Origin of the sequence: Nostoc sp. C110, assembly GCF_043099725.1 — a bacterium.
GTDB classification, from domain to species: domain Bacteria; phylum Cyanobacteriota; class Cyanobacteriia; order Cyanobacteriales; family Nostocaceae; genus Nostoc; species Nostoc muscorum_A.
The window spans coordinates 4,198,237-4,218,309 of the sequence record NZ_CP171148.1 but is presented as its reverse complement, the minus strand read 5'-3'; the positions used below and the strand labels follow the sequence as shown (position 1 = coordinate 4,218,309).

The window sequence follows — 20,073 nt, the reverse complement described above, 5'->3', positions numbered from 1 at the left end:
AGTCATGTTTCCTCAATTCCTTTTTTATGGTTGATAAAAAAGCCTGATGCTGCCCTCACTGAAAACTAATTAATGGGGCTGATCATTAAGAGAGTGATAAAATTGCCTTTTGTTTCTTCTCTGGCTCTTGACAATACTAAAACCATTATCCAGCAGACGGGGGTCAAGGGGAGCATCTCACTTTTATAAAAACACGTCTGCCCTGGCGAATGGAATAGAGCCTCCGGCACGCTGACGCGCTAAACGAAGCTATGCCGTTGGCGCAGCCTCTCGTTCGCGTTAGCGTATCTGAAAGAGAAGAGAAGGCTTTACGCGGCTATACAGACAATAAAATTGCTGATTACCAATAGCATCAGGATTCATAATTATTGGCAAGCAAGTATGGTAATTCAATAATGACTTCCGTTTTTCTATTTAATTGCGAAATAACTTGAATACTTCCTTGATGATTTTGGATAATCTGATAACAAACAGTTAAACCTAAACCTATACCTTTACCAACAGATTTAGTAGTGAAAAAGGGATCAAATACTTGAGAAATATTTTTATCATCTATACCTATGCCATTGTCAATAATTTTAATTATCACACTATTTTTAGTATCTTTAATTTGAATTATAATTTTTTTATCCAACTGTTCTGGATGTAATTCCAAAGCATCTATCGCATTTAGTAAAAGCTGCATAAATACTTGATTTAGTTGTCGAGGATAACACTCAATTAAGCGAAAATTGTCATATTCTTTAATTACCTGGATAACTGGACAATCATGATGAGGATTCAGACGATGCTGTAGCAGCAACAAAGTACTATCAATTCCTTCATGAAGGTTAACTTTTTTGATCTCGGCTTCATCATGCCGAGAAAAATTTCTCAAAGAGAAAATAATCTCTTGAATTCGATTAGCGCCTGTATCCATAGAAGCTATAATTTGAGGCAAATCTTTTATTAAATAATCAAGTTCGATTTTTTCTGTATAGGTTTGAATCTCTGGATCTGAATAGCGTTGCTGATACCTGAAGATGAGATTGAATAAATCTTGAGTATAGTTGTTGATGTGAGTGAGATTAGCATAGATAAAATTAATTGGATTATTAATTTCGTGGGCGATACCAGCAACCAGATTACCTAGCGAAGACATTTTTTCTGTTTGAATTAAGTGCGATTCTGCCATTTTTAAATTATCTAAAGCTGTATGCAATTGTTCAGTTTTCATCTCTAGTTCCTGATTTTTTTGTAAAAGCTCTACTGTCCGCTCTTGCACTCTTTCTTCCAATGTTTGACGAGCTAGTTCTAATTCTTGAGTGCGTTGCGCTACCCTTTGCTCTAAATTATTGATTAGGGTTGTGAGAGAATTAGCCATTTCCTGGTAAGCATTAGCCAACTGCCCAATTTCACCACCATTTTTAACATTAGGAATGGGGCTACTCAAATCACCTGCTGCTAAAGTTTTACTACGCTTTGCAAGTTGGATAATTGGGTTACTAATTTGTTGAGCTAGTAAATGAGCAATTAATACTGACAGTAGCACTGCTAAACTTAACCCCAGCCAAAACAAGCGGGTAAGAGTTAGCTTCGCCTCCTGAAAATATTTGGCTACAATTTGGATCTTGACAATAGCAATAGGCTTATTATCAGAATATATGGGAGCATAAATTGTATTTAATCCCAAATTTGGCTGAATCCGATAGACTGAGTGTTTTTGGGAAATACTTGGTAAGATTTGAGAATCAAAATAAGTTTTTTCCCAAATGTCTGGTTTCCAATCATAACTACTAGAGACGAAAAATTTTCCATCTAAAGAAATTATTTCCAGTCTGGTGGTCGGCTGTGAATAAGTTAAAAATTGTCGGAGCCATACTTTATCCATTAACTGTCCTGCAATTAAAGTTCCGAATGGCTTTCCAGTTCCATCACTACGGTAAATAGGTGAGCCTCCCAACAATACTAATCCTTGTGTCCCTGTATCAATTAACTCATGAGATAATTTATTCTGGTTATTTAAATATTTGATTTTTGCTTGTACTATTGGGAGATTAGATATTTGATTTCCGGCAGAGCCAATTATCTCTTTTTTTTTGGACTGAATCACCTTCACTACATCAAGATCAGTCGTGAATAATAGTTGAGTAGAAACTTCTTTTTTTATCCACCCCCGATCTGAATGTTGAACTGCATTATACAAATCAGTCCAATTAGCATAACTAGAAATTAAATTTGCAAGTCCCTTTTCTGTAGCAGCTGTATATCCACGAAAAGCTAAAACTTGATCATCAAGGCGAGTTTTTTCTAGTTCAATGAGTGGTTGTTCTACTAATTGCCAAACTGCACTGCTCAAAACGAAAACTGGTAATAAAGATGCTCCAAATGTAAAAAATAGAATTTTGGGTTGAAGTTTTTGCAAAAATTTTAGTCTTTTAAGGTTTATCATCTGCAAGTACCTTTGACGAATTATCTGGAATTTTTAACACGCTTGATTTAAGCAATGCAGATGTCATCCTAACTTACCAGAAAGAGGGAAAGGGAAAATGGTGGTAAATGTTGCATACAACTATTTTAGATTCCTCTACAAAGTATAAAACCTATATTTTGGATAGCTTTTTGGTCAGAAGCAAATCGCAGCCGCAGTGAATTGATTCAAATGATTCAGGGACAAGTATAGTTAAGCTATTTTTAAATATTCAAATCAAGTATATGCTCACATTTACTTGATTTGAATAACTATCTTGTGTAAGAAGGCAATAGGCAATAGAAAAGAAGGCTTTTTGAGTTATACGGAGTTTTTTCACGCAATCAAATATGAGTCTTATAACACTATATTTATTTATCATTCAATACGCTTGGGTTAGCCATAAAAACTTTAAACTGTGTAGGTTGGCTTAAGGAACAGAACCCAATATTAAGGGTTAATTGTTGGGTTTCGTTCATCAAGCTAACCTACGATTATCCTTAATTCAGGCGTATTTATTTATCATTGCAATAATTAATGTCCTAAAGCCTCGGCTTTTTTCCAGCCGTACATATACTTCGCTCTCTCGTTGTGCCCTTATACTCTCTCTATAGGTATTTTTGTTTGAAGGTAGTACACGGTAAATTTACATCTAGTAGTCCACTAGACTAACTTTGATAGATGAATAACTTCCTAGTCAGGACTTTAGTGATTGATCTGAACGCTAAAGTGCTTACTACGATCCTAGTAAACTTGGCTTGATAGACTCTATTTATGTTGTGCGATCGCGTTAGCTTTAGTACATAAGTTAAATTAATAAAAAAGCTTGTATTGATGAATCAAAGCGTAAGTGTTGCTCCCAGCCTAGAAGAACACACTCATGAAAATGCTGTTGTTACCAAACAACAGCTATTTACGAAGCAATTAATTGTCCTTGTGTTGGAAATGCTTCTGGCATTACCTCTGGGTTTACTCCTCGCCAAGTTCCAAATTGGCAGGATTGCCTGGATATTTGGCGGAATTGCTGCTGGTACGGTAGTTCTTCAAGGGTGTCGAATTTTTTATCAATATTATCCTCAACCTAACCGCACTGCTAGAAAAGTGGGAATGGCACTTGTAGGCTTAACTGTCGGCGCTTCCAATACCCACGGTAATCTAGCTAGTGTTGCTTCTGGTATTCCCATATTCATTTTTCTGACTTTGTTTCTGCTGCTGAGTGGAAGTTGTATTGGTTATATGTATGCCCGCCTCAGCAAAACCAACCTATTGACAGCAATGCTGGCTACTGTTCCTGGTGGTGTCGGAATTATGGCTGCGATCGCTGCCGATTACAATAAAAATGTCAGCTTAGTCGCCCTAGTTCAGGCGATTCGCGTCACCTCAGTAGTGGTTTTGATCCCCTTCATCGCTAAGACATCAGCCGGTAATTACTATCCACAAACGCTCCCAATCAACCCTGATTGGCTCAATCTCGATCCATCTCAACTAGAATTACTCTTGTTAATACTCCTAATCACTGCATTAGTAGTTTATCCAGCTATATTATTTAAAATTCCCGCTGGTGATTTCTTTGGGGCATTGTTGATTGGTATCGGGTTTAATCCTCTGCTACATTGGCTGCCTTTTGTGGGTGATATTAGTTTTAGTCCACCGCCAATAATAAACTTATTGGGTCAAATGCTCCTGGGAATTACCATTGGTGAGTATTGGGGAGACAAACCCAACTTTCAGAAGCGGACTGTTGGCTATGCCTTGATGTCTGTAGGGATGACTCTCATCGCCGGAGCGATCGCTGCTATACTTGCAATGCAATTCACCTCTTGGGACTGGTTAACCTGTTTGCTAGTCACAGCACCAGGAGGATCGGCAGAAATGATCTTGGTTTCCCTGGCATTGAATCATAATGTTGAAATTGTCACAACTGGTCATTTAGTGCGACTAATTGCGATTAACAGTTCCCTACCTCTTTGGGTGTTTTTGTTTCGCCGTCTGGATGAGCAACTTTCTGAATCAGTTTAATTAATGAAGGTATTGGGTATTGGGTATTGGGTATTGGGTATTGGTACTGAGCGCAGTCATACTCCTTTGGAGAAGCACAGCATCCCGTAGGGAAGTATGGGGCATTAGTTTTTGACAAATGACAAATGACAAATGACAAATGACAAATGACAAATGACAAAAATGCAACTTGAATGCTGGTTAGCTTATCCTTTTGTTATCCAAACACTAAGGATGCTTTAGATGGTTGCTCAAATCCAAGAACTTGAAGCGCAGCACTGGGTTAAAACTCGTTCTTCCCTCGACCCTAACGAATCCACTTTCCTGATTTGGAAAGGTAAGATTTATGCCTTTATCCCCGGCGAGAAAAGACAACTTCTATTTAAAATCCTGGGATTGAGTGTTAGCCGATGTATTCCCACAGCAGAGGGTAGCTGGGATTTTACTTCTAGGGAACTAACTTACTACCTCAACCCAAAAACCGATGAAGTCTTACGCAAGTGGGAGAATCCTTGGACAAACGAGACAGTTCCGGTAATTCATGTTGCCAATAATCCAGTGCAGGGTAGGTTTGAGGGGAATTTCCCTGCACAAGTAGATGGTGACAGCACAACCTTCGTTTTTGACATATTTCCCTATTACCCCAATCCCCTAGCAGACGATCCCAAATTTGCCGAATACAGCCCAAATCCAATTTATCAGGCAGCAGAATTGTTTAAATTAACTGTGCCAACCGCAGATTTATTTAACTCAGCGCTTCCCTCAGTTTCTGAACTCAAACTAAGTTGGGATAGAATTGGTCAATGGCTTCCCTGGATGAAAATGGGCGATCGCCCCGGTCAACTGATCTACAGTGCTGTTGGCAGCAAAGTCAATGGTTTAACAGAACTGCCCCCACTGCTACAAGACGAAATAAATAATCGTATTCCTCTATATAAACAAGCCCCAAAAGCATTGATAGATGGGGAAGATATGACTTCCTGGTTGTACTTTCAAAAGCACTTTCAGTCTTATTTAGCTGGTGAAATCTTCCCGCTTCCCCAAGCAGAAGAATTGTAAATTACAGCAGTTTTCATGTATTTGAAGCACATCTGTCGTAGGGGTAATTCATGAATTGCCCCTACAGCGTGGTCTATTTACCTGAAAATAGCTGTAACTGGAGGACACGCGAAGAGAGATAATTTAGAGTTTGGTGACTATATCTATATATAGATAAACGAGAGTTAGATAAACCGTTCCTGCTTTAACCTTGTGTTCCAATTTGTCACTCTCCGAGGCGGAGAGGGACAGGTTTTGCCTAGGGATTTCCAAGAAATAAACGAACCACAGAGACGCAGAGAACACAGAGAGAGGAGAAATAGAGAGGGTTTTTTGTCCGTTTTGGGATATTTTTTTTATTTGGAAGTCCCCTAGTAAAAACAGGGAGAGGTCTTTTTATTAGTCTGATTAGACAGCAACTATATGACCCGTCGAACTGTCCTTCAATCAAATTTCGCCTCTTGTCCTGAACAATCAAATAGATGTAAACCTAACCGTTGGGAAAGTTCTTCACACACCTTCACCCCTCGCACACTATTACCACGCACATCTAGCAGGGGTGAAAAAACCCCAATACCCATCTTATTGGGTACAACCGCGATAATCCCACCACAAACTCCGCTTTTTGCCGGAATCCCAATTTTGTAAGCCCACTCACCGGCAAAGTTGTACATTCCACAGGTGTACATCACACTCAGAATATCTTTGATGTAACGCTTATCTACCGCCTGTTCTTTGGTGATGGGGTTCATACCTTTGTTAGCTAGAGTAGCCGCCATCACTGCTAAGTCTTCGCAATTCACTATCACAGCACACTGCTGGAAATAAAGATCCAGCGACTCTTCAATATTCCGGTCAATCATGCCAAAGTTGAGCATCAGATGCGCCATTGCGCGGTTGCGATGCCCTGTACTGCGTTCTGAGGTAAAAACTGAAATGTCAACGAACACGTCCCGGCCGATATATCGCTTGTACATATCCAGCATTCGGTTAAGACGTTCTGTTGGGCCGGAACCTTTGATTAAGCTAGTGGTTGCGATCGCACCAGCGTTTACCATTGGGTTATAAGGTCGCTTCGATTGTTCATCTAAAACGATCGCGTTGAATGCATCGCCTGTCGGTTCTACGCCAACTCTAGTTAAAACGTAATCCAGTCCATGATCTTCTAAGGCAAGTCCATAAGCAAACACTTTAGAAATCGACTGAATGGTAAAAAGTTGGTCGTAATCGCCAACTTTATAAATCTGACCATCTACTGTGACAATGCAAATGCTGAACAAATCCGGGTTTACCTTTGCCAATTCTGGAATATATTTCGCTACTGCACCCTCTTGCAGTAACTTGTACTGAGAATGCAATTCCTGAAGAACAGCTAATAATGGCGATGAATCTATTTCTAAATCTCTCTGATTTACTTGGCTTGTCATCACGCTGGTAGCACTCCCCAAAATACTCACTATATATAGTAGGGGTGCAGCCGTACATCCCTACAGCCGCAAAGATTTTGAAAAAGATAGTTTGCTCTAAAAAATCATCTTTGAGCAATTACTTAGTACCAAAAATAGCTGTTGTTGTTTTTGATACCAACAAAAATTGATCTACAAGCGATCGCGAAGATTTCCTAATTTTTTCATCATTAATCACGAAAAATATTAAGTTGAGTATACTTCTTTATTTTATACTCAGTAATACTGGGGTTAAGGGTAATATTAATCACTTATCTACGTTGACTTATGGGGAATAAAAGTCATGATTAATCTAAGTAGAAAAAACATCTTAAACTCAAACTAATTTGCATAATTATTGTAGATGTAACTCATATCACGACTTATTCATAGGGAAATCTAAATATTTGATTAAATAAACGATTTTAAGTATTTATGCCGATGCCATTTAATTAAAGTTATATTATCTTCTTATAGGAAATAGTGAAAATACATGTTATCTAGAATACACGAGTAGTAGTGAGCCTTTAGAACAGAAGTCAACAGGGTGTCGTCACTTTGGCGTGCAAGAAGCGTAAAGTTTTTTGAAGAAATTTTTGAGTTGCAGAAAAAAGCGTTACATAGCCAAAGTCCGCCTTTGAGAAAGGTTTCACCCTTAAATTTGGAACTTTAATTTGATTGAGCAGTCGATAATTACGCTAAAACCCTGATCCCCAAGCCAAAAGGTTCGTGTTAGTCTGTTGCGAGTTATAAATAACAAAGTGAAAACGGAACGAGTTCGAGTTTTTCAGAAGGGAATTCACTTTCACGAGTGAAAAATCCCGCAATTTATAAAACTTAAAGTTCTACAGTCGCTTTCAAAAACGGACGCATGAATCAAAGACATTTGTGGATTATTGTTGCCCTGTCTATGGCTGTTTTGGGCATACCTTCAGTCGGTTGTACTCAAACCACCAAGGGAAATGCTCTAGCATCCCAAAAATCACCTGCCCCTGATGTGGTTAAGGTGGGAGAGTACCAATCCAGAGCAGGGAGACAAACCTTGGATGCTGTGATTACAGAAATTCATCCTCACAACATTAGAGGACGTAAGGCGGCAACCCTTTTTATCCGAAATATACCTGTTCTCACCTTTTTGAGTTCTGTATCAAATACGAATTTTGAATCTAAAAAAGTTGGTGCAATTGGAAATACTGGGGGCGTACAAGAGTACGCCCTTATTGCTAGCAATTCACCAAAGGCACTGAATGCTGACGACGTAACAGATGTGAGTAACCAGATTAGCTCCTCTGACAATGACCCGGTTCAGATAGCTGGTGTAGTAGCAGCTAAGATCAACCAGTTGAATCGGGAAAGTGTAGACGGCAGTAAAATTACCGTCAGTTGGAAAGCAGGGGAAAAATCTAATGCCAATCAAGCACAAAACAAAAGCGCTCCCTCCCGGCAAGATGGCGATCGCTATGTAATCAAAATTAATGGCGAAGAATTGGTCGAAATCAACGAAGCTACACGATTAGCACAGACCAATCCCACCAAAAATTTGGCAGAAGATGCATTGCAAGCAACTAATCGCCTGCGGAGGCTACTAGGCAATGCATCTCCCCTAAAAGAAATTGCTAATTTACCAGTCCGTCAACCAGTCTCAATACCAAAGCTGCCTCAACAGATTGCCGTTGGAGTAGTGCAAGCCACTTTGAGAGGCATGGCTTCTTATTACGGCTATGACGGTTCTGGTACTCAGACTGCAAGCGGTCAGAGATTCAACCCAGAAGCAATGACTGCTGCTCATCGCAGCTTACCCTTTGGTACGCAAGTGCGTGTAACCAATACCCGCAACGGTCGTTCTGTAGTGCTGCGAATTAATGACCGAGGCCCATTCATTCGGGGTCGAGTCATTGACGTATCTGCTGGCGCGGCTCGAATTTTGGGAATGATGGGTAGTGGTGTTGCACCAGTACATATTGAAGTTTTGGGAAAATAATCGAGTAGGTTACAGGTTACAGGTTACAGGGAAAAGATTATTCCCTATCACCTGTCACCTATAACCTTTCCCCTAAATCCAATTCAAGTTCCGTATCACTTAATTCCCCTAGTTCAATCAACTCTTCCCTCTGTTTCAGATATAAACTAACGGGGGAGGGATCGATAAGAACTAGGGGTATTTTTTGTGCGCCTGCTGACAACAGTCGCAGCTTTACGCTGCTATTTAACTAAACGCTGCTCAGAAAACAAGCTGATTGCGGTTACTGAGGATCTAAGACTAGATGAGATAACTGGCTGGTATCAGACGGCAGTCGGTCTAGTACCAACGATGGGGAATTTGCATCAAGGTCATTTAAGCTTGATCCAACGGGCGCGGCAAGAAAATTCTACGGTGATTGTGAGTATTTTCGTCAATCCCCTGCAATTTGCTCCTAACGAGGATTACCAACGCTACCCCCGGACTTTAGAGCAAGACCAAAAACTTTGCGAACAAGCTGGAGTAGATGCCATTTTTGCACCGACTCCTGAAGAGATGGCAGTTCCCCAGAAGAGTATACAAGAATCAAAGGTTACACAAGTTATACCCCCATCTGCTATGATGACAGGCTTGTGTGGTCGTTCTCGCCTGGGTCACTTTCAAGGTGTCGCTACGATTGTTACCAAGCTTTTCAACTTGGTACAGCCTGACCGTGCCTACTTTGGTCAAAAGGATGGTCAGCAACTGGCAATTATTAAACGCTTAGTAGCTGACTTAAATTTGCCAGTAGAAATTGTTGCTTGTCCAACAGTGCGGGAAGCGTCGGGTCTTGCCTTCAGTTCTCGTAATCAATATTTGACTGCAACGGCAAAAGAACAAGCGGCAGCATTATATCGCGGCTTGCAACGGGCTGAAGCTGCATTCATTGCAGGCGATCGCAATAGCAACAAGTTGATAGCAGTGGTACAGCAAGAAGTGGCAATGGTCAGCACAATTTTAGTGGAATATATTGAATTAGTTGAACCGACTACGTTGATGTCTTTAGAAAAAGTTGAGGAGGAAGGAATGTTGGCGATCGCAGCTCGTCTTGGTTCTACACGTTTGATTGACAATATCATCTTGCGCGATCGTCAACCCATTATCGCCATTGATGGCCCAGCCGGGGCTGGAAAATCGACAGTGGCGCGGCAAGTGGCAGCAAACCTGGGTTTAGTCTATTTAGATACAGGAGCAATGTACCGTGCTGTCACTTGGCTTGTACTGCAAAAGGGGATTGCTATTGATGATGAGTGTGCGATCGCTGAATTAACTAACCTGTGTAAAATTGAACTTACTCCTACCCAGGATTTACAATCGTCCGTGCAGGTTTGGATTAACGGTACTGATGTTACCCAGGTAATTCGCACCATTGAGGTAACTTCTCTTGTATCTGCGATCGCAGCCCAAAGCGCTGTCCGTCAAGCACTGGTTAAACAACAACAAAGCTGGGGTAAAAAAGGTGGTTTGGTCGCTGAAGGACGAGACATTGGTACTCACGTTTTCCCCGATGCCGAAGTGAAAATCTTTTTAACTGCTTCTGTCAGTGAACGCGCCCGTCGCCGCCAGGAAGACTTTAACAAACAAGGCCAATCCACAATCAATTTAGAGCAGTTAGAACGGGATATTGCCGAGCGTGACTGGAAAGATAGCACACGCAAAGTTTCGCCTTTGCAAAAAGCAGCAGATGCCATTGAAGTTCAAACTGATGGCTTGGATGTGTCTGAAGTCACGGCACAAATTGTTAACTATTACCAGCAGCGTTTATCTCAGTGCTAATCACCGCTATTTACTGTTAACTTTTTAGTTTCAAAGGGTGGTGGGTGAGTGATTATTCACTTACCATCCTCAAAACAATATTTAAAAATAAGATAATTTCATTAGTAATTTATTAAGCATTAGTTTTTAGATCATTAGCTTATTTAAGTATTAAATCATCTCGCTTTCGACTGATTTACCACATTGCAATTAATCCTACTAAAGATAGAAGTATTAAAGCTTTAATTGCTAAATGCTAATTACAGATTGGACTTTCGCTACGAGATATTAGCCATTTTTATTTATAACCGTGAATTCATAGCGATTTGACTTATCAGCGAAGTACTTTGTTTGCATCTTCACTTTATCTTCACTTTGGTAGTAGAATGACGATGTTAAGTTTTATGTTCCATCATTAAAGACATAAAACCTTAAAAATAAAAGCTGTTAATTTTCCAAGCTTCTGCAATAGCTTGAAACTGGAAACCGGTAAAGAGAGGATTTCACACAATGGTATTTGTACAGCCCCCGCTACCCTTCGACAAGAATGCTTTAGAGCCAAATGGCATGAAAGCTGAAACTTTCGAGTATCACTATGGTAAGCATCACAAAGCTTATGTAGACAACCTCAACAAGCTGACTGAAGGTACAGAACTTGCTGATAAGTCTCTGGAAGAGGTGATCAAAATTTCCTTCCAAGACTCCTCTAAGGCGGGAATCTTCAACAACGCTGCTCAAGTTTGGAACCACACCTTCTTCTGGAATTCCTTGAAACCAAATGGTGGCGGCGCACCCACTGGCGATCTTGCAGCCAGGATTGATAAAGATTTTGGTAGCTTCGACAAGTTCAAGGAAGAGTTCTCTAACGCAGCTGCAACTCAATTTGGCAGTGGTTGGTCTTGGCTGATTGATGATGGTGGTACGCTGAAGGTGATCAAAACACCAAATGCAGAAAACCCTCTAGCTCATGGTAAGAAGGCACTCCTAACCTTGGATGTTTGGGAACACGCTTACTACATTGACTATAGAAACGCTCGTCCAGCGTTCATCAAGAATTTCCTAGATAACTTGGTTAACTGGGACTTTGCTGCTGAAAACTTGGCTAAAGCTTAATTAATTGCTGGTTTAAACTGAGTGCGATGCCTCTTAGTAAGCTGCTCCATAAGTTAATTTGCAAAAGTTGAAGCAGAAAGTCCACCAGAAAAGGGAGAAATTATTTTTAGTTTCTCCTTTTTCTGTTTTTCAGTAGTCGGATGGGCATTATCTGAATAAAAAGTAGTGGTATGAAAATCAAATTAGAGCTTGTGATTGACAGAAAATACCAAATATGAATTGTTTAAAAACTATTTATTGTAGGGGCAATACCCTGCGGGTTCGCTGAAAGCGTTCTCGTCAGAGTAGCCGCTTTGCGTCTACATGAATTGCTTTTATAACGCGGATCTATTTACTATTAAAGAATAATTAATAAAAACCTGAAACCAAACATTTACCTTATACACAACATGATTCTTTTGTACAGGGTGTAATTCTTAAAAATATAAAACATTATGGATAGCAAAGAACTAGCACAATACATCGAAGCAACGAATAGCATCAGTAAACCTTGGGTATTGGTTCAACTGCGCCTCAAGAAATTGCAAGAGCGTCGAGCCACCATTACAAACGATGTTTACGCCAAAGAATTAGAAGATATTTACCAAGACTTGATGAATTTGGGTGAATGGTGGCGTGGTATTGAAGATGAGGTATTTTAAAGTGAGGAGTTATGACTTCTCCTAACTTTTAACTCTTGCACAGACGCTATTAATCGCATCTCCATTCCTAACTTAAAACGCAACCTGATGGCTCAAGCTCTCGATCAAGTCGATTACGATACTCTCGATGCCGCAAAAAGACGCTTCATCGAAGCTGCAAAACGCACACTCACCTTTGCAAGTGCCTATGGTACCGTCCCCTCGTCGGGTCTTGGAGCAAGTGCTAACGCTTTCAGCTTCAACCTTGCTCCATTTATTCAAGCGGGCGCTCCAGAACTTTCTCTAACACTCGTCCCTGAAGGACTAGGAACGGCAGACGATACCCGCCCTGACGACCTTTCCGAAGAAGAACTTCGGCGATTTTGGTGGAATATCGGTATCAAGATGATCTCGTGTTTGACAAACGACGCGGCAACATCAGGGATGCAGACTCTACTTCTTGGTCTTTATCTGCCATCAAGTACTCCTGAAACCATCTTTACCCCCGCTTTCCTTGATGGGTTTCTGGATGGAGTCGTTGAGGGGTGCAAACGAGTGGGGTGTGTCTATCTCTCCGGGGAAACTCCTCAATTGAAAACTAAGATGATTCCAGGCCGGCTCGACATTGCGGGTTCGGTTTTTGGCGTGATGCCGCCTGGTGTCGCTCCTATTGATAGCTCGCGTCTGGATGCCGGAAATACTATTGTTCTTGTTGAGAGTTCTGGCCCCCATGAGAACGGGTTTACCCCACTGCGAAAGCTTACTGAGTCTCTCCCTGATGGCTATAGAACAAAACTTCCCAGTGGGCAGGAGTTTTGGGAAGCGATGAATGCTGCGTCCTATCTCTACACGCCACTTGTACAGGCAGTGCTTGGCGAAGGAATTCGCCCCACCGCGATGGAAAATATTACTGGTCATGGTTGGCAGAAGCTGATGCGGTCGGTGAAGCCACTTCGGTACGTCATCAAAACAATGCTCCCAGTGCCGGAGATATTTACTTTTGTCGAGGGTCATCTTGAGGGCGGGGCAGAGACGATGCTTTCCGTGTTCAATTACGGAGCCGGATTTGCATTCTATACGGAATCTGAGCAGGATGCAGAAAGGATTGTCATCCTCGCAAGAGAACATCAGCTAACGGCTGTGATTGCCGGCAGGGTTGAAGCGTCCCTTAGCCGCGAGGTGGTAATAGAACCGCTTGGGGTGACGTTGAAGGGAGATTCTTTTGGAATTGCGCGGGGAGTATAATTGCAAGCGTAGGCATAGCCCGTCGTAGACATCGCTAGTTTTTGGAGAGCTATTGTAAACTCCACTCATGCGATGCCTGCGCCTGGCTTTGCCTACACTGAAGTCATTCCTAGATGAATTGAAGAAGAATTCAGAATTCAGAATTCAGGAGTCAGAATCAAGACGCTCGCGGACTCGCTAACGCTGCGCTATCAGTGGGGGTCTTAAACCCCTTGATTCAGACGCTCGATGACTCGCTCTAAGCGAAGCCATGCCGTTGGCGCAGCCTCTCGTAGAGAAGGCTTTACGCTCCGCTATCCGCCAGTCACACAAAATTCATTCTGAATTCTGGCTCCTGACTCCTGAATTCTGTTTCGATAAAAGTTAGTATAATTACTGGTATTTATATTTTTTTAACACGTGATATATATTTAAGTCCCAGACTAATTTGAGAAAATCATTCTCCTAAGCCTTTAAAAACAAGCTATTTAGCATAAATAGTATAGGCGTATTTATAAAATTTTATATGCAATATTTTTTACTACTTACATTTAAAGTAGTTCAAACTACCCATGACTACTGAGGTTAAGATTTGCTAACGTAGTCTTAACATATTGAAAAATTTGCTGGAAAAGCTGAGAAAGTAGCCACCAATACACTAATTTACAGTGTTGGAAATTTCTCATCTGTAAATAGGGCGTTTTAGTGTGTTAAGGATATATATTTTTATTCAGAGGGGGTTATGGCTGTAAATTTGGCCCGGACTACTGCTTCGGCAGAACTTTTGAAGCAAGTATTCCAGAACATTGATGCATACAGTTGTCCAAGGTTATTCAACTTTCACATGCACACTGTCCACTCAGATGGCAGGTTGCAGCCGAGTGGATTGATGGAGCAGGCGATCGCTATTGGACTAAAAGGATTGGCGATTACTGACCATCATGGCATTATGGGCTATCAAGCGGCCCTTGCTTGGTTAGAAGATTGGAAGTGGAGTAATCCTGGTGCAACAACTCCTTACCTGTGGAGTGGCGTAGAAATCAATGCTAACCTTCTGGATATAGAAGTTCACATTTTGGCTTACGCTTTTGCTCCAGAACACCCTAGCATGAAACCCTATCTGCAAAGAAGGCCGACTACAGGCCAAGAATATCAGGCAAGTAACGTGATTGCCGCTATTCATCAAGCTGGGGGATTGGCAGTTCTGGCTCATCCGGCCCGTTATAAGCGATCGCATTTTGACTTAATTCCAGCTGCATCCCAAAAGGGTATCGATGGTGTGGAAACTTTCTACGCCTACAATAACCCTAACCCTTGGAAACCCAGCGTATTGGAATCCGAACAAGTGCAAAAGTTGGCTGATGAATACTTTCTTTTCAATACCTGTGGTACTGACACCCACGGTTTGAGCCTGCTACAACGCTTATAAAGATGAATCAGTTTTTTTAACTAGTCGCGGAAGTCCCTACCTTCTCTGCGAGACGCTAACGCGAACAATGTACTCATAAGGTGGGGATAAGGAGCGGGGGATGAGGATTGCATCTGGGATTGATTTAAAACATAAGTAAAAACAAATTCCAGATGTATGACGAATCCCCAAAATTTTCAGGTAAACTAAAAATTGTCTTGACCATCAATGCCATAAGCGAAAACCAAGCTAACAGGTATATGTTGCAAGAGAAAGATTTGGGTCTTGGGAACCAGGACTCCTGCCCTTGGAGGGAATGTAAGACCAAAAAAACTACGAAGTAATTGATGGCTATTCCCGATGAATTGGGAAGCCCCGTCCGTCTTACGGCGGGGTAGTTCACATCTCCTGGTTCAATCTGCCAGGAGGTTATCTTTTTTTAGATGTCCAATAATTAATTTATTTTAGAGTTAATTTCAAGAGATTGAGAAGCTATCTTGATTGTCTCTTTGGCAGCTTTTTCTTTACGTTCACTATAGCGGTCTGTCAGGTAATCAACTTTGTCGCGCAATAGCAAGGAAAACTTGTAAAGTTCTTCCATGACATCGACAATGCGATCGCGGTAGGGTGAATCTTTCATTGTGCCGTCTTCATTAAACTCTTGATATGCTTTAGCCACTGAGGATTGATTGGGGATCGTGAACATCCGCATCCAGCGCCCAAGAATTCTTAATGTGTTGACAGCGTTAAAAGACTGCGATCCGCCACTCACTTGCATGACAGCCAAAGTTCTCCCTTGAGTCGGGCGAACGGCTCCGATAGTAAGCGGAATCCAGTCGATTTGATTTTTCATTATGCCAGAAATCTGACCGTGCAGTTCTGGGCTAGACCATACCTGCCCTTCTGACCACAGGCTTAATTCACGTAACTCCTGCACCTTTGGGTGGGTGTCAGGTACGCTGCCGTAGATTGGCAGTTCGCGTGGATCGAAAAACTTCACTTCTGCCCCAAATTCTTCAATGATGCGTGCTGCTTCTTCTGCTAAAAGACGGCTATAGGAACGCTCACGCAAGGAGCCATACAAAAACAAAATTCTGGGCGGATGGTCAAATGTCGTCATGGTAATTGCTTATTCTCCTCCAAGTCTTGCAAAAATGTGCTTTGGGCTTCTCGCAATTCAACATCAGGATTTGCGTGGTGGATTTTCTGAATTGCGTCGTTATATAGCGGTTCCCGAATGGAAGCAATACAGTTTGACCTCTCTCCTAAAAGGAGAGAGGCTTTGAATCTTACTCCCCTTTCCTGCAAGGGAAGGGGCTGGGGGTTAGGTCTGTATTGCACTCAACAGATAACCGTTATAAGACGAGCCAGTATCATTCCCATTCGATGCTTCCCACTGCTGTAATGAACTACAACAGCGTTACCAATACTTTTTTGATTGTCAATAAACTTTATTCACAGACTCAATCAATTGACTCACCCGTTCTTTAATCTCATCGCGGACTCTAGGAAAAATTTCCGGTTGTTCTGCTGGATCGTCTAACTGCCAATCTTCAAATACTTCCTGCATAACCCACTCTGGCGGCAAATTCACGCCACAGCCACACAAAGAAATCACTACATCAAAGTCTTGTGCTTGAAAATCACTGAGGGGTTTGGAGTGTTGATCGGTAATGTCGATACCAATTTCTTTCATGGTGGCAATCGCTTCTGGTCTGACTTGACTTGCTTCTAACCCAGAACTAATCACTTCAATTTTTCCCTTACCAAGGGTTTTAGCAAAGCCTTCCGCCATTTGAGAACGCGCAGAATTCTTTTTGCAGACGAACATTACACGTTTCATCGTTCAACTCCTCCGAATAATTTGACTAAATTTAAAAGGTTCTCGATTCAGATGGCGAAAAATAACGTTTTTCAAACCAAAAAGCCACATTCACCAGACCAATCAATACAGGCACTTCGACAAGAGGCCCGACGACGGCGGCAAAAGCAACACCCGAATTAATCCCAAACACTGCGATCGCAACTGCGATCGCAAGTTCAAAATTATTTCCTGCTGATGTAAAGGCGACACTTGCGGCTCTAGAATAGTCCGTCTTAACGCGCCAAGCCATGTAAAAGCTGACCAGAAACATGATGATGAAGTAGACGATCAACGGAATTGCAATCTTCACTACATCTAAGGGGATCTGAACAATCAAATTCCCTTTCAAGCTGAACATAACAACGATTGTAAATAACAGAGCAATCAGCGTGATCGGGCTGATTTTAGGCATAAATTCCTCATGATACCACTGCTTACTTTTCACCTTTACTAAGAAGAAACGAGTGAAAAATCCAGCTAAAAAGGGAATGCCAAGATAGATAAATACACTTTCAGCAATCTCGGCAATGCTGACATTCACAACACTACCTTGTAACCCAAATAGTGGCGGTAATACAGTGATAAAAAGCCAGGCATAAGGACTATAAAAGATAACTTGAAAGATGCTGTTGAAGGCAACCAATCCAGCCGTGTATTCTGTATTGCCTCGTGCCAAGTCACTCCAGACAACTACCATTGCAATACAACGGGCTAATCCAATCAGAATTAATCCCGTCATATATTCTGGATAACCGTGTAAGAAAATAGCCGCCAGAGCAAACATCAAAATTGGCCCAATGATCCAATTCTGAATTAGTGAAACACCAAGAATTTTTCCGTTGCGAAATACATCCCCTAACTCTTCGTATCGCACCTTGGCTAGGGGCGGGTACATCATCAGAATTAACCCGATGGCAATTGGTATATTAGTTGCTCCCACCTGGAACTGGTTGATAAACGCTTCTACTCCAGGAAAGAAATAGCCTAAGCCAACACCGATGGCCATTGCTAAAAAAATCCATAAGGTTAGAAAGCGGTCAATAAAAGAGAGGCGTTTTGCAGTTTTTTTGTTCATTACAATTAACCCCATACATGAATGCAGGAGCTTAGAGCAGGAATTTCAGATTATTCAATCCAACATCCAAAATTGAAAATCTAAAATTTGGTGAGTTATATCAAGAGTATATACCCATCATTTCAAAAAAAATTGATTTGTCAATGCCTATAAAAGTAAAATTAAACAAAATATTACAAAAAAAATTGATGAATATTTAAGTTTCGCAGGGGGGACGAGTCGGCAATATTGGGCTAAAACGGCGGAATTCTGCTAGATACTGCTCTAAAGCAACAAATTGTGGCAGATTGAGGCTGTAGTAAATCCAGCGCCCTTCTTGACGAGCGCGAACCAAACCCGCTTCTTTCAGGGTTTTGAGGTGAAAAGACAGTTTAGACTGAGTGGTTCCCAGGTGGTCGCATAGGTCGCACACGCATAGTTCTTGAGAGCGTAGGAGTTCTAAGACCTGAATTCTTAGGGGATCGGATAGGGCATGAAAGCCAGCAGCGATCGCATCAGGAGTAAAAGTGCTATTAGGAGCCATCAATTTTTTTTGAAGTATTTATGGTAAAGTCTAAATCATCGCCAATCAATTGGCATCATTGCATTGTGAATGATGCTTGGCATTTACGCCAATGAATATAGTTTGCAGAATGGGAATGCAATCGTTTTTTTGATCCCCCTTGTAGAGACGCGATTCATCGCGTCTTGTATTTATCAGTTTTGTACGTATTATAAATTTATCCAAATCCAGCAAATCCGATCGCTAAAATAAAAAAGCAAGATAACGAAGAAATGCTTAACTCAACTATATTGATTTTTGGTTTATCAGAGAAATGGGTTTAAAACCCCGTGCTTCTAGCACGGCTTTAATTATTTGTGTTTTTTACAGAATACTTGGTAAAATGTAAGGATGACACAAAAAGCTTTCAAGTATCGATTCTATCCAACACAGGAGCAAGAAACCTTGCTCAGGTAAACGATGGGATGTACTCGTTTAGTTTACAACCGTGCCCTTGCTGCAAGAACGCAGGCATGGTATGAGCATCAAGAACGAGTTGGGTACATTGAAACTTCAGCAATGCTCACTAGTTGGAAAAAGCAAGAAGACTTGCAATTTCTTAATGACGTTAGTAGTGTGCCATTACAGCAAGGCTTACGACATCTGCAAACGGCATTTAGTAACTTCTTTGCAGGGCGGGCTAAATACCCTAACTTCAAGAAAAAGCATAACGGTGGCAATGCGGAATTTACTCGTGCTGCTTTTAAGTTTAGAGATGGCAAAGTATTTCTAGCTAAAAGTCCTACAGCATTAGACATTTGTTGGAGTCGGCAGCTACCGCAAGGTGTTGAACCATCAACGATTACGGTAAAACTTTCGCCATCTGGACGATGGACTGTTTCAATGTTGGTAGATATTGAAATTAGCCCATTACCTGAATCTTTAACCCAAGTTGGTGTTGATTTAGGCATCACCAGTTTGGTTGCGTTGAGTACGGGCGAGAAGATTGCTAATCCCAATGGCTTTAAAGCAAAAAAAGCGAAATTGCGTAAAGCGCAAAAAGCATTAAGCCGTAAACAAAAAGGGTCTAACAATCGCCACAAGGCAAGGCTGAAGGTCGCTAAAATTCATGCAGAAATTAGTGATGCTCGTAATGATTTTCTTCATAAATTGACAACCCGACTGGTTCGAGAAAACCAATTGATCGCAGTCGAAGATTTGTCTGTGAAGAATATGGTTAAAAACAAAAAACTCGCTCTTTCAATTAGTGATGCTAGCTGGTCGGAATTGGTCAGACAGCTTGAATACAAGTGCGATTGGTATGGTCGTAACTTCATCAAGATTGATCGATGGTTTCCTAGTTCAAAACGCTGTGGGAATTGCGGACACATTGTTGATAAACTGCCTCTAAATATCAGAGAGTGGGATTGCCCAAAATGCGGTAAACACCACGACAGAGATATCAACGCTAGTAAGAATATTTTGGCTGCGGGACTCGCAGTTTCAGTCTGTGGAGCGAACATAAGACCTGACACCCTTAAGGTTGAAGGGCAGTTGCAAAAAACCCTTTTGGGAAAGAAGCAGAAACCTAAGTCGTGAGTCTT

Annotated in this window: 15 protein-coding genes and 1 pseudogene; 10 read left to right on the top strand and 6 right to left on the bottom strand. The window is 41.4% G+C overall.

Going from position 1 to position 20,073, the window contains the following annotated elements; genetic code table 11:
- Positions 1 to 352: 352 nt before the first annotated feature.
- A complete protein-coding gene (locus tag ACFFRD_RS23500; RefSeq protein WP_392477778.1) occupies positions 353 to 2,431 on the bottom strand; it encodes an ATP-binding protein in 2,079 nt (692 codons plus the stop codon).
- A gap of 852 nt (positions 2,432 to 3,283) precedes the next feature.
- Between ACFFRD_RS23500 and ACFFRD_RS23495 the strand changes: the two genes are divergently transcribed.
- Both ACFFRD_RS23495 and ACFFRD_RS23490 read left to right on the top strand, forming a co-directional pair.
- A complete protein-coding gene (locus ACFFRD_RS23495; RefSeq protein ID WP_392477776.1) occupies positions 3,284 to 4,468 on the top strand; it encodes an AbrB family transcriptional regulator in 1,185 nt (394 codons plus the stop codon).
- Between the two features lie 222 nt (positions 4,469 to 4,690).
- On the top strand, positions 4,691 to 5,506 hold the full coding sequence (locus tag ACFFRD_RS23490) for a DUF1838 domain-containing protein (protein ID WP_392477775.1): 816 nt from the start codon (positions 4,691 to 4,693) through the stop codon (positions 5,504 to 5,506).
- A gap of 422 nt (positions 5,507 to 5,928) precedes the next feature.
- Here the strand turns inward: ACFFRD_RS23490 and glsA are convergent, their stop codons facing one another.
- Positions 5,929 to 6,912 carry a glutaminase A gene (gene glsA / locus ACFFRD_RS23485; protein WP_392477774.1) on the bottom strand — a complete coding sequence of 328 codons (984 nt, stop codon included), beginning with the start codon at positions 6,910 to 6,912 and terminating at the stop codon, positions 5,929 to 5,931.
- 889 nt (positions 6,913 to 7,801) lie between these two features.
- Between glsA and ACFFRD_RS23480 the strand changes: the two genes are divergently transcribed.
- The 6 genes from ACFFRD_RS23480 (at position 7,802) to ACFFRD_RS23455 (ending at position 15,070) form a co-directional block, all read left to right on the top strand.
- Positions 7,802 to 8,911 carry a septal ring lytic transglycosylase RlpA family protein gene (locus tag ACFFRD_RS23480; protein WP_114084822.1) on the top strand — a complete coding sequence of 370 codons (1,110 nt, stop codon included), beginning with the start codon at positions 7,802 to 7,804 and terminating at the stop codon, positions 8,909 to 8,911.
- A 186-nt stretch (positions 8,912 to 9,097) separates the two neighbouring features.
- Positions 9,098 to 10,705, top strand: a complete 1,608-nt coding sequence (locus ACFFRD_RS23475) for a bifunctional pantoate--beta-alanine ligase/(d)CMP kinase (protein WP_392477771.1) — start codon at positions 9,098 to 9,100, stop codon at positions 10,703 to 10,705.
- Positions 10,706 to 11,194: 489 nt separating this feature from the next.
- The gene (locus ACFFRD_RS23470; protein ID WP_114084820.1) at positions 11,195 to 11,797 is read left to right on the top strand and encodes a superoxide dismutase; all 603 of its coding nucleotides are present in this window, start codon (positions 11,195 to 11,197) and stop codon (positions 11,795 to 11,797) included.
- A gap of 434 nt (positions 11,798 to 12,231) precedes the next feature.
- Positions 12,232 to 12,438, top strand: coding sequence for a hypothetical protein (locus tag ACFFRD_RS23465; RefSeq protein WP_392477769.1), 207 nt, complete (start codon positions 12,232 to 12,234; stop codon positions 12,436 to 12,438).
- Between the two features lie 87 nt (positions 12,439 to 12,525).
- A complete protein-coding gene (locus ACFFRD_RS23460) occupies positions 12,526 to 13,662 on the top strand; it encodes an AIR synthase related protein (RefSeq protein WP_392477767.1) in 1,137 nt (378 codons plus the stop codon).
- Positions 13,663 to 14,383: 721 nt separating this feature from the next.
- On the top strand, positions 14,384 to 15,070 hold the full coding sequence (locus ACFFRD_RS23455) for a PHP domain-containing protein (protein ID WP_114084817.1): 687 nt from the start codon (positions 14,384 to 14,386) through the stop codon (positions 15,068 to 15,070).
- Between the two features lie 433 nt (positions 15,071 to 15,503).
- Here the strand turns inward: ACFFRD_RS23455 and arsH are convergent, their stop codons facing one another.
- The 4 genes from arsH to ACFFRD_RS23435 all read right to left on the bottom strand — a co-directional run bounded on the left by arsH (position 15,504) and on the right by ACFFRD_RS23435 (position 18,511).
- The gene (arsH, locus tag ACFFRD_RS23450; protein WP_392477764.1) at positions 15,504 to 16,169 is read right to left on the bottom strand and encodes an arsenical resistance protein ArsH; all 666 of its coding nucleotides are present in this window, start codon (positions 16,167 to 16,169) and stop codon (positions 15,504 to 15,506) included.
- Between the two features lie 321 nt (positions 16,170 to 16,490).
- Positions 16,491 to 16,892 (bottom strand): arsenate reductase, glutathione/glutaredoxin type, encoded by a 402-nt coding sequence (gene arsC, locus ACFFRD_RS23445; protein WP_392477762.1) that lies wholly within the window; start codon positions 16,890 to 16,892, stop codon positions 16,491 to 16,493.
- Between the two features lie 31 nt (positions 16,893 to 16,923).
- Positions 16,924 to 17,988: an ACR3 family arsenite efflux transporter gene (gene arsB, locus ACFFRD_RS23440; protein WP_392477760.1), complete on the bottom strand. Its 1,065-nt coding sequence runs from the start codon at positions 17,986 to 17,988 to the stop codon at positions 16,924 to 16,926.
- 196 nt (positions 17,989 to 18,184) lie between these two features.
- Entirely contained in the window at positions 18,185 to 18,511 is a 327-nt protein-coding gene (locus tag ACFFRD_RS23435; RefSeq protein ID WP_392477758.1) for an ArsR/SmtB family transcription factor, read from the bottom strand.
- Positions 18,512 to 18,880: 369 nt separating this feature from the next.
- Here ACFFRD_RS23435 and ACFFRD_RS23430 point away from each other — a divergent pair.
- Both ACFFRD_RS23430 and ACFFRD_RS23425 read left to right on the top strand, forming a co-directional pair.
- A pseudogene (locus tag ACFFRD_RS23430) lies at positions 18,881 to 18,958 on the top strand (helix-turn-helix domain-containing protein); the annotation flags it as partial.
- The gene (locus tag ACFFRD_RS23425) at positions 18,950 to 20,068 is read left to right on the top strand and encodes an RNA-guided endonuclease InsQ/TnpB family protein (RefSeq protein ID WP_392483153.1); all 1,119 of its coding nucleotides are present in this window, start codon (positions 18,950 to 18,952) and stop codon (positions 20,066 to 20,068) included. The pseudogene ACFFRD_RS23430 and the gene ACFFRD_RS23425, both read left to right, overlap by 9 nt.
- Positions 20,069 to 20,073 lie beyond the last annotated feature (5 nt).